The 10,768-nt window shown below is 54.7% G+C and carries 6 protein-coding genes; 2 read left to right on the top strand and 4 right to left on the bottom strand.

Going from position 1 to position 10,768, the window contains the following annotated elements; all coding sequences use genetic code 11:
• Nucleotides 1–369, top strand: a 369-nt coding sequence (locus tag F454_RS16195) for an integrase core domain-containing protein (protein ID WP_018971192.1), incomplete at its 5' end; no start/stop codon positions are given.
• A gap of 101 nt (nt 370–470) precedes the next feature.
• Here F454_RS16195 and F454_RS0113535 read toward each other — a convergent pair.
• The 3 genes from F454_RS0113535 to F454_RS15315 form a co-directional block, all read right to left on the bottom strand.
• Nucleotides 471–2,255 carry a Na/Pi cotransporter family protein gene (locus tag F454_RS0113535; protein WP_026292909.1) on the bottom strand — a complete coding sequence of 595 codons (1,785 nt, stop codon included), beginning with the start codon at nt 2,253–2,255 and terminating at the stop codon, nt 471–473.
• A gap of 3 nt (nt 2,256–2,258) precedes the next feature.
• Nucleotides 2,259–3,035, bottom strand: a complete 777-nt coding sequence (ppk2, locus tag F454_RS0113530) for a polyphosphate kinase 2 (RefSeq protein WP_018971190.1) — start codon at nt 3,033–3,035, stop codon at nt 2,259–2,261.
• A gap of 66 nt (nt 3,036–3,101) precedes the next feature.
• The gene (locus tag F454_RS15315; RefSeq protein ID WP_018971189.1) at nt 3,102–6,467 is read right to left on the bottom strand and encodes a 3-keto-alpha-glucoside-1,2-lyase-like domain-containing protein; all 3,366 of its coding nucleotides are present in this window, start codon (nt 6,465–6,467) and stop codon (nt 3,102–3,104) included.
• Between the two features lie 188 nt (nt 6,468–6,655).
• Between F454_RS15315 and lnt the strand changes: the two genes are divergently transcribed.
• A complete protein-coding gene (gene lnt / locus F454_RS0113520) occupies nt 6,656–8,506 on the top strand; it encodes an apolipoprotein N-acyltransferase (RefSeq protein WP_018971188.1) in 1,851 nt (616 codons plus the stop codon).
• 409 nt (nt 8,507–8,915) lie between these two features.
• Here lnt and F454_RS0113515 read toward each other — a convergent pair whose 3' ends face one another.
• Nucleotides 8,916–10,076, bottom strand: coding sequence for an iron-containing alcohol dehydrogenase (locus F454_RS0113515; protein ID WP_018971187.1), 1,161 nt, complete (start codon nt 10,074–10,076; stop codon nt 8,916–8,918).
• Nucleotides 10,077–10,768: the final 692 nt, after the last annotated feature.

The following is a 10,768-nucleotide window of genomic DNA, read 5'->3' as shown; positions in this document are numbered from 1 at the left end:
GAAGTGGACACCTCTCTCCCAACAGATCGAGTTATTCGGGTGCTTGAGCAGATTGCCGAGAGTCGTCCATTACCTCAGCAAATTCGTGTAGATAATGGTCCAGAATTTATCTCATCCAAACTCTTAGCTTGGTGTGAAACTCGTAACATCAACCTTCATTATATCCAGCCAGGAAAACCAACACAGAACGCCTTCATTGAGCGTTTTAACCGAACCATGAGGCGAGAAGTGCTGGATGCTCATCTATTTGGATCGCTAACCCAAGTACGTGAGATTGTTCATACTTGGATGATCGACTATAATGAGGAGCGTCCCCACGACTCTCTAAATAACTTACCTCCGAGCGTCTACCGACGCTCACTCAACTAACAGAAAACTATACTTTTAGACTGTGTCATTGACGGGGAAGCTTACAATATCATGTCATCCCAGTAAATTGTTATTGAAGTATGGAGCGGTTTTGTTGCTGTTCAATCCTCCTCTTTGGCTAGGGAGAGTTGTTGTTTTGAGATGCGTTTGGCGTGATTGTAGATGCGCTTCATGGTGTTGATAAATTCCATTTCGACGCGGTAGATGGCGAGTCGGTTGGCTTGGTCTTGGGTGAGCATATTGGCCTGATGTTTGAGGGCGATTTGGATCTTTTCTTTGACTTCGCTTGAGCGATCGAGCACCTGGCGGGCTAGGTCTGGATCGTCTTCTACGATGGCTTTAGCGCAGAGTACTGAGGCACGCCAGACCGCGTGGTAGGTTTCGCTCATGAGTTCCTTCATTTTGGGGCTCGGTTCTACGTTGTTAGAGCGTGCTTCAATGAGGGTGTCTACGAGGTCTGTGCCAAGGGTGCTGCTGAGGCTTTGGAGGTAATTGCAAGCGGTGAGGACGAGGAGGAGTTGGTCACTGTCGTGTTTGTTCATGCCATCGCGGTTGAGCATGGAAAGGTACTGGAGGATGTGTTCGATCAGGGTGCTAATGTCGTCTTGGCGGTGTGCGATTTCCCTGAATTTTTCGCTTTTGGCATTCCAGCCTTCTTGTTGGAAGCGGGAGAACATTTCGTCAATGAATCCTTCGATTCGGCCAATTTCTAGGGAGGCGCGTTGGAGTGCGAGTGCGGGTGTGGCGAGGAGTTCACGGTCGAGAAACTCCGGAGTGATCACGGGGGGAGATTCTTCGGCTCGGTCGCGGACTAGCCACGTGCAGAGGCGTGCCAGTGGGCCTGTGAACCAAATGAAAATGGCGGTGTTGATGACGTTGAAAAGGGTGTGGGCATTGGCAATTTGCCGAGGAACTTCTGCTGCCATCTTTTCGGCACCACTGAGTTCTTCAGCAGTGGGTGAGAGATCACGCACGATGCTGCAAAACTCTGGGATGGCCCATGCCCATAGCAACACGCCTAGCACGTTGATGAGGACGTGGGCAATGGCGGCGCGCACGGCAGCCCGGGTCTTGCCAATGGTGGCGAGGATAGCAGTGATGCAGGTGCCAATGTTTGAGCCGAGTGCGAGCGCGACTCCTGCCTCTAGGGAGATGAGGCCGCCACTTGCCATTGCGATGGCGATGCCTGTGGTGGCGGCAGATGACTGGATGAGGGCGGTGAATCCGGCCCCCACGAGGATGCCGAGCAATGGATCATCCATGCGCTCCATGAGCTCGAGGAAGCTTGGGAATTCACGAAGTGGCGCCATGGCTTCGCCCATCAGCCCCATGCCAAAGAAGACGAGCCCGAGCCCCATCAGGGTATCGCCGTATTCGCGCGTTTTTTTGCGCTTGGAGGCGAGCCGCAGGAGGAAGCCGATGGCTACAGGCAGCAGGGCGTATTGGGTGATGTTGAAGGCGATGATTTGCGCAGCAAAGGTGCTACCAATATTGGCGCCCATGATGATGCTGATCGCTTGGGTGAGGCTCATCAATCCAGCACTGATGAAGCCAACCACGAGGACCGTGGTCACTGACGAGGAATTGAGTACGGCAGTGATTAGGGCGCCGGAAAAGGCACCGATAAAGCGGTTGCCCGTCATCTTCTGCAGAAATCGCCTCATGCCATCGCCGGCCACCGTGCGCACGGCATCAGTCATGATCTCCATGCCAAAGAGGAAGAGGGCGAGGCCACCAAATAGCTGCATGAGTACGGTGCCCCACGAGAATGCTAGGATGTCTTCTGTGGCCTCAGCTGCCCATGTGCTGGGGCTCAGAATGGCCACCGAGAGGATCATGAAGGCGACGCATTTTGGCAATGTCGCATGCACAAGGGATCGCATCATCACTTAGTAGGATTCGGGAACCCAGCGGCGATCTTGGACCGAGGCGATGGAGTCGTAGGCGTCGTCTTGGAGTGGCTTAGGCAGGATGATTTCATCTTGTGGTAGCCTTTCGTAGGGGATCATGCTGAGGAGGTGTGAGATGCAATTGAGCCGTGCTTTTTTCTTGTTGTTGGAATCTACCAAATGCCACGGGGCCCAGTCGGTGTCGGTGGCTGCGAACATTTCATCGCGAGCGCGTGAGTAGGCAAACCAGCTACGGCGTGACTCGAGATCCATTGGGCTGAGCTTCCAGCGGCGCATCGGGTCGTTGATGCGTTTGAGGAAGCGTTTTTCTTGTTCCTGATTGGTGACATTGAGCCAGTACTTGATGAGTATGATCCCTTGGTCGATCAGCGAGCGCTCAAAGTTGGGGACGGTGCGGAGGAAGTCGGCGTGTTCTTCTTCGCTGCAGAATCCCATGACTTTTTCTACGCCGGCGCGGTTGTACCAGCTGCGGTCGAACAGCACGACCTCGCCAGCGGCAGGGAGGTGCGCAATGTAGCGCTGAAGGTAGATCTGTGATTTTTCCCGCTCCGTGGGAGCTGGCAGAGCGACGGTGCGGAAGATACGCGGGCTAACGCGTTCGGTGATGCGTTTGATCATGCCACCTTTGCCGGCGGCGTCGCGTCCTTCGAAAATGACAACGACGCGCAGGCCTTTGGCGACTACCCAGCTTTGTAGGTGGACGAGCTCGGTTTGTAATTCCTTGAGAGTCTCTTCATAAGGTACTTGGTCAGGCATGCTAGTGATGGTGGGTTGCCTGACATAGTAGCCTATTGCATGGGGGGAAGGAATGTAGAAATGCGCTTAGTTGTTGGCTTTTGGCAGAGCATGGAGGGTGTAGTAGGCCTTGGCGAAGAAGGTGCCATGTGCTTTCCCAAAGGCAGTACGCGACAGGTCGATGCGATAGACGCGGGAGCTAGCTTCGGGGTTATCGCTCGGAATGGCTGCGAAGTTTTCGACTTGTAGCGAGAGCTTGGTGCGCTCTTGATTCCAGGTTGCCTTGCTCACTTTTTCCTGGCGTTCGCCATGTTTTGGTGAGCCGTAGGTGGCGTTGTTCATGTAGTAGCATGAGGAGATCTTGGCCAGCGCGGTGACGTCTTCCTCGGGCTGAGCCTGAGTGAAAATGACCTCGAAGCCGGTGGGGGTGACCTCGACGGTGTGGATGGCCTCCACCTGAGTGGCGGGATCAAAGGTGATGCGTTGGAAGCCGAAGCTTTCGCCGCCTTTCGCGCGCCAGCCACGCCCGGTTTGGCCGATCCAGAGTGAGGAATCTGCTGGATTGAAGCGCAGGCGCATGGCTCCAGAGTCGAGTCCCTCCATGAAGGGCATGGCGGCAGCTTGGCGTTTGCCAGCGACTTCCTGCACGTCGATTCGGTAGATGTTTGACTGGAGTTGGTCGCCCAGCAACATCTGGCCTTGGAAGGGGCCGAACTGCACGGCCTCGGTAACCCACTCAGGTGAGCCAGGAGCATTCATCACTTCTTGGTGAGGGAGGAGCATGACGGGTAGCTCGCGGGTGGCTTTGACGGCATCCCACTGCACTTCTGGGCTTTCGGTGTTGTAGCCTTTTTGGTCGATGAGGCCGGTTGGGTTGCCGTAGAATTTGTCTTGTTCGACAATGAAGACTTTGGAGGTGCCCACATATTCGCCTTGGTTCTCAGTGTAGACGATTTCGTTGTTGGGGCTGAGGGCTAGGCCGGCGGGGCTGCGGAATCCGCTGGCGAAGGTGCGTGTGTTGCCTTGTGCATCGGTGCTGAGCATCCAGCCTCTCAGGCCGCCAGCAGTTCCCATCCATTCGCCGCCAGCTTTGTACATACCTTTGACTTCGTTGCCGAGGTTGAGGCTGAAGAGGTAGGAGTCGCCCTGTTTGATCGGGCCGTGGAGGTATTCGTGGTAGTCGCCATTGAAGCGGAATTTTTCGGTGATGACTTCCCGGCGTTCTGCCCAGTCGTCGCCGTCGGCATCGATGAGGCGGGTGATGCCTGGTTTTTCCCCGATCACGACTTCTTTGGAGGAATTCACGACGAGTCCGAGTGAGTCATAGGTACCATCGGCGAAGAGCTTCCACTGGCCATCGACGACTTTCCAGATTCCGGCAGTGCGGGTACTCACGTAGGTGTCTCCCTCGTGAAATTCGATGCCCATGGCTTCGAAGACGAGTGGGCGTCCGAAGGGGTCGTTTGGAGTGTTGCCGACTTCGAGTTGGTATCCGGGTGGTAGCTTGGCTGGCTTTTCAGTGGCTTTCCATGTGAGGGGCTGAGGCTGGTGTGACTCGCTGGCGCTGAGTTCTGAGGTGTAGAGCTCTCCCTGGACTTTGGGCAGGGTGGCGCTGAAGCTGACCTTCTGGTGCTTGCCGGCTGGTATGGTCCATTGTTGGCCCTTGAGCTCTCCTAGCGAGACATTTGGGTTTTGGAGCTTGTCGGCGGGAATCGTCAGTACGAGTGGCGACTTGAGGTCGAGGTCGAAGCTGGCGTCGAGTTTGCCACTGTGGCTGAGCTCGAGGCGTAGCTTCACTTGATTGTCTCCCACTTGGTAGCGGAAGCTAGGGATACCTTGCTTGGGGGTGTCGACGCCGAGGAAGCGGCCGGGGAGTGCCTCGATAGTCTGGATCACATCGGAGGTGTCGGCTAGGAATGCTTTGGCTTGCTCGGGATCAAAGAGGCGAGCGGGTGAGGTGTAGGTGAGGTCTACGGGCTTGGCCTTGGCGTCGAGGGGTTGGAACAAATTGGCGAGCCCATAGTTACGGTTCTGGAAGCCGAGCTCGGCGCCACCGCGGCCGCGGTCGACTTGATCGAGCTTTCTGAGGAAGGGACCATCCCAGACCTGAGCGATGGCCAAGGTGCGTGGGTCGAAGCTGTAGTTGATGTCTCCGGGTAGTCCGACGTGGTAGGTGCGTCCTGAGACGTTCTCGCCACTATCCACGCGCTCTAGTTTTGGGGTGTCTTTGACCCAGATGGCGATTGGGTCGTCTTTGAGGACATACTTGGCGCTGGGTTTTTCTACCCATTGGATACTTGGGCCAGCATCTGCGGCTGGGTTGAGTGTTTTGAGGTATGCGTAGAGTGCGTTGGCTTCATTGTTGTTGATGAGCTTGAAGCTAAACGGTGGCATGGTGGGGAGGTAGGGAGTGCCATCGGCTTGGTAGGCGAGTTCTTCCATGGAGCGACGCATTGAGGACTTGAGGTAGTTCAGGTCTGCTGGGGTCGTTTTGTGGTGGCCTTCGCTGGGGATGTAAATCTTGGTCTCGCGCACCGACTGGGTGAAGAGCCCGTGGAGTGAGGGACCCGTTTTATTTTCTCCAGCTTTGATGCTATGGCACTCGGCACAGCCTTTGGATTTAAAGAGGTCTTTGCCGAGGTCGACGGCATTGATTTGGTAGCGTCCTTTGGAGTCGAGTGGCGTGGCTTCCTCGCCGCTGAGGGCGGGTTCTCCATCGGTACTGAGCTTGAGCTTGGTGAGTTGGATATTGCGCAATGCTACTGGCCCGTGGTCGCCTTGAATCATGAGGCGGTCGGGATTGGAGGTCTCATTGAGTCTAATGGCTGAGCGGGTAGGTCCTTTGGCGACTGTGTTTTCCTGCACCAATTGGTCGTTGATGAGGACTTTGAGAAATTTGGCGTGGTGTGTCTTGGTGCCGTCGGCTGCAAAGCGGGGGGCTCTGAAGGTGACTTCCATGGTTTGCCACTCTCCGGCGGGCTTGGCGGCATTGACGCGTGGGGCGACACCGTCAAATCCTTTTGGGTTGCGTTGGTCGTCCCAGCGTTGGTAGAGGCCACCGAGGTCGCCGGGGCCGGGTTCCTTTTTCCCATAGCTATCGAGCAATTGGATTTCGTAGCGTCCCATGAAGTAGACGCCTGAGTTCGAGCGCTCAGGGAGTAGGAAGTCGAGCTTGAGGTGGAGGTCTTGGTAGGCATCTTTGCTGGCGATGAACCACCCGTGTTTGTACTCGCCCTTGGCGTTGACATTGGCCACGACGCCGTCACCTGGAGTTGCAATGCGCAAGCTATTGCCATGTGCTACGACTTCTCCGAATAGATTCCACTTCCCGTTGACGATCATGGAGTCAGATGGGGAGATTTTTTCCTCTGCTTGGAGGGTGATAGCTGGGGTGCTGATGCAAAGTGCTGCGATCAGGCTGAAGGGTTTGGTAGCTTGCAATGGGTGAGGCATGGTAAAATGGTACGGCTTGTATGTGATTCATTTTTCAGGAGTCATGTCAAAGATGTGATATGACGAGTAACTGAGGAGTATGCTCTAATTGGGCAGGACGGCATCGTTTCGATTGGCTATCGCCAAGTGCAAGGTTTTGGTTTAACTGTCATGCGACCTAAGGATCAGTGTACCAAAGTAAGGAAGGCATGAGCAACAAATTACTCTATCTAGTGGCGGCGCTTGGCGGTGTGTTGCTGGCGATGTGTTACCCCGGATTCGAGGTGGCTAGCGAATTGGTTTGGGTGTGGTCGGTGCCGGTATTGGTGGCGCTGTGGCTGAACCCGGAGGCGAGTTTGAAGTCTGGGATGAAGATCGGGCTGGCGGCTGGGCTGGGCTTTTGGTTGGTCAATGTGAAGTGGATCATCGCGATGGGAGAGCTACCCACTGTGCCGCTGGCTGGGGCGATTCTTGGGTGGCTCACCTTGAGCGTCTACTTGTCACTATACGTGGCGGTTTGGGGAGGTTTTGTTTCTGCGGTTGCGAACCCGTGGCTGAAGCGTGAGGGGCCTGTGGCCTCGAGTAAGATTCAAGAGAAGGTGCAGCAGAAGATGGGCGAGAAGAAGCTGGGATTGCTGAGCAAGCTTAGCCCGTCTTTCTGCGTGATTGGCTATGCGGTGGTGGTGGCGGCTGCGTGGGTGGTTTTGGAATTTCTTAGGACCTGGGTGTTCACTGGCTTTGCCTGGAATGGTGTGGGCGTGGCCTTCCATGACGTGCCAGTGATGATGCAGGCGGCTGACTTGGTTGGGGTCACTGGTCTGTCCTTTGTGCCGGTATTTTTTGGGGCAGTGGTGGTGCAGACTGGGCGCCGGCTGTGGCATGAGCTTCGTGCTGGGAGATTTCAGTTGCACCTTGAAATTGGTGTCTTGGTTTTGGTCTTGGCGGCCTTCTTTGCATATGGGGTTCAGTGTTTGAGCTATTATGCGGCGGCACCAAGCAAGGAGTTTAGCACCGTCATTGTGCAACAGAATATCAAGCAATCGATGAAGTGGGATGAGCGACTGGAAGCGCAGCACTACCTCGAATATATCGAGGCGATTGATGAGGCGATGCTGGAGGTGGAGCGACACAATGTGGATCGACTGCACCAGGCGGTGGATAGTGGTGCTGTGGTGGAATTTGATCGTGTCGACTTGTTGGTGCTACCTGAGAGTGCGATGACGCAACCCTTGGTTTACCTCGATGGTGACACCTCGAAGATTTATTTTCCCATGCTGACCAAGGATTCCTTGGTGGATAATATTCTGGAAAGGCATTCATGCCATGTGGTGTTTGGGTCGAACTTGATGTCTGGGATCAACGAGGAAGACGGGATCTATTACGACCCGGATGGGGATGCCTACAATGCCTTTTTGATCGCCAAGCCGGACTTGCCAGAGCACAGCATTCATCCCACCGAGCAGATTGCTGTGTACGGTAAAAACCACTTGGTGCCCTTCGGCGAGTATCTGCCGGCGATTCCATTTTTGGCAGAGATCATGGAGGTGCTTTCCGGCATGCCTTATGGCAAGAATTTCTCACGGAGTGGTAGCACCGAGCCATTGCAGATAGACCTCACGGGCCAGCCGCTTCAGGTGATTCCTACCGTGTGCTATGAAGACACAGTGGGGAGGCTGACCCGTAAGTTTGTGAGACAGACAGACCAAGTCATCATCAACATCACCAATGATGGATGGTTTGGTGAGAGCGAGGGCGCCATTCAGCATTTGGTCAATGCCAAGTTCCGCGCTGTGGAGCTGCGCCGCCCATTGGTGCGCTCAGCGAATACTGGAGTCAGCGGGGTGGTCGATGTGACCGGGAGTATGTGGCGCGATGGCGACTACCTAGGCATTGGTAAGCCGGATGATCCCTTTGTGCAGGGCAACCTTTTCGCCAACGTTCAGCTTCTAGAGGAGCCCGCCACCACCTGGTATGCGCTGTTTGGCGATTGGTTTGTTGGGGTCTGCGCGATCGTGATGCTACTTGGCGGGGCTTTCCTTCTCAGCCTACGGCTGAAGTGATGGAAGTGTTCAGTGTTCAGTGTTCAGTGTTCAGTGTTCAGTGTTCAGTGTTCAGACTACATGTGTGACCAGCCGCTCGTTCTTCGAAGGCGGTGATGAATCACCGCAGTCCAGAGAGGAGGATTGAGTGCTCCGTTGGATTGTAGGTGCTGTGAAAGAACGCTGAAGGCGTTCGAGATACCAGACTAGGGTGCAGGCGAAGCATGAGCCGAAACCCTAGGATATCGATAGAAAAGAAAGCATTCCCTGAAGGGGAATCAGATAGGAGTGGTGGGGTGTGGCTCATTATCTCCAATCGAAAGAACCCTAGGTGTTTTTCTTACCTAGGGTTCTTGTGAAAGCATGATTGCGGCTGGACCTGAGAAACCAATGACTCACGTCTGGTTGCCCATGACCGCGCCGCAGGCGTTTAATACGCGTCGTTGAGGATCTTCTCTACGATGTCGAGGGTGAGGTCGCCGGACTCTGAGAGTGCGGTCATGCCGTGAGCCTCAAGCTGCTTGACGATGTCGCCGAGCTCTTCTTTTTTGATGTCGTAGTCGCTGATTTTGGTGGGGACTCCGAGGCTGTGGAAGAAGGCTTCGGTCTTCTGGATGGCGGCTTCGATTTTCTCATCGTTAGAGCCCTCGGTGATGCCCCAGACGCGCTCGGCGAATTGGACGAGTTTGGCTTCTTTCTTGTCTTTGCGCTCGCGGAGGAGGGAAGGGAGGACGACGGCTAGGGTCCTGCCGTGGTCGATGCCAAATTTATCCGTGATCTCGTGGCCAATCATGTGGGTGCTCCAGTCTTGGGGCACGCCGGAGCCGATGAGGCTATTGAGAGCCATGGTGGCGCACCACATGAAGTTGGCGCGGGTGTCGTAGTCCTCTGGGTTCTCGACGGTTTTTTCGCCAATTTCGATGAGTGTCTGGAAGATCCCCTCGGCGGTGCGGTCTTGGAAGCGCGCATCCACTGGGAAGGTGAGGTATTGTTCGACCACGTGGATGAAGGTGTCGACAATGCCATTGGCTACCTGAGTGGTAGGTAGTGTGAAAGTGAGGGTGGGGTCGAGGATGGAAAATTTCGGGTAGAAGAGTGGTGAGTAGACGCCGTACTTGCCGGTGTCGTCACTGATCACGGAGAAGGCATTCATTTCTGAGCCGGTGGCGGGCAGGGTGAGCACGGTGCCGAAGGGAATGGCTTCCGAGACGGGCACTGGAGTGAAGCCGTGCTTGATGAGCGAGGCGTAGTCATCGCCGTCGTATTTGGCGGCTATGGAGATGTACTTGGTGGCGTCAATGACCGAGCCGCCGCCGAGCGCGAGGATGAAGTCGATCTGCTTTGCTTTGATCAATTCCGCTGCTTCGATGCAGGTAGAAAGTTTCGGGTTCGGTTCGATGCCCCCAAATTCGTGGACTTCATGGCCGGCGAGTGCCGCGTGGACTTTGTCCAGGGTGCCGAACTTTTTGATGCTGCCGCCACCGTAGGTTAGGAGGACTTTAGCGCCTTGGGGGACGAGGTCGTTGAGTTCCGCGAGGCGGTCTTTGCCGAAGACGACGTGAGTTGGGTTGTAGAAGTTGAAGTCGAGCATGGTGCTTGTATTGGGTCTGTATAGTTGGGTGCGAGGCAAGGCCTCAAGGTACACTGATCATGTAGTCCAACATTATGAGGCGCAATGATACCGATTATTTCCACATTCTCAAAAAAAATCTACCCGTATGGTTCTTACTCTATCTGTCGAGCTTTCAGCTCTTGTGATGTCTACCACTATCTCATGGGGTCACGCTTGCGCTTCACCCCATGCTGGTATCGGACACACCCTTGGTGTGAATTGGTTGAACGGACTGAGCGTGATAGGCAAGGGGATAAGACCAGTTCAAAGGCTGCCGTTATCAAGTAGGTCGCTTCTGTAGTAGGCCTTCAGCCTACGATTGTTTCTTTACCTGAACCCTAGGCTTGCGCGCGGCTTCGCCGTACTGACCCTAGGCTTGTGTATTGGAAAGTATGCTAACATTCGCTCGGAAAGCAGATTGGCAAGATCATCCCTGGGCTAGATCCGTCATCAACTACGAGATCGCATATCAGCATGATTTGCCTTTCTGCCTTCCTCGCTTTTTTCGAATAGTTGCAAGAAGCATTTACCAAGTAAATAGCTCGTACACAAGCCTGATTGATAGAGTGAGGATCCTTCCAATTGATTCAAAAAATCACTAAAATGGAACAGATTAAATACCAATTAGAAGTCGGAGTAGATGTGGCAAAAAATTCTCTCAGGGTGGCTGT

Source organism: Rubritalea marina DSM 17716, from assembly GCF_000378105.1.
Classification (GTDB): domain Bacteria; phylum Verrucomicrobiota; class Verrucomicrobiia; order Verrucomicrobiales; family Akkermansiaceae; genus Rubritalea; species Rubritalea marina.
The sequence above is the reverse complement of the archived record's forward strand: the minus strand, read 5'-3'. Positions and strand labels throughout refer to the sequence as shown.

What these genes read in the sequence shown, in the direction of transcription:
- F454_RS15315 (WP_018971189.1), bottom strand. Translation starts at nt 6,467, where the DNA reads ATGCCTCACCCATTGCAAGCTACCAAACCCTTCAGCCTGATCGCAGCA.
- ppk2 (WP_018971190.1), bottom strand. Translation starts at nt 3,035, where the DNA reads ATGCCTGACCAAGTACCTTATGAAGAGACTCTCAAGGAATTACAAACC.
- lnt (WP_018971188.1), top strand. Translation starts at nt 6,656, where the DNA reads ATGAGCAACAAATTACTCTATCTAGTGGCGGCGCTTGGCGGTGTGTTG.
- F454_RS0113515 (WP_018971187.1), bottom strand. Translation starts at nt 10,076, where the DNA reads ATGCTCGACTTCAACTTCTACAACCCAACTCACGTCGTCTTCGGCAAA.
- F454_RS0113535 (WP_026292909.1), bottom strand. Translation starts at nt 2,255, where the DNA reads ATGATGCGATCCCTTGTGCATGCGACATTGCCAAAATGCGTCGCCTTC.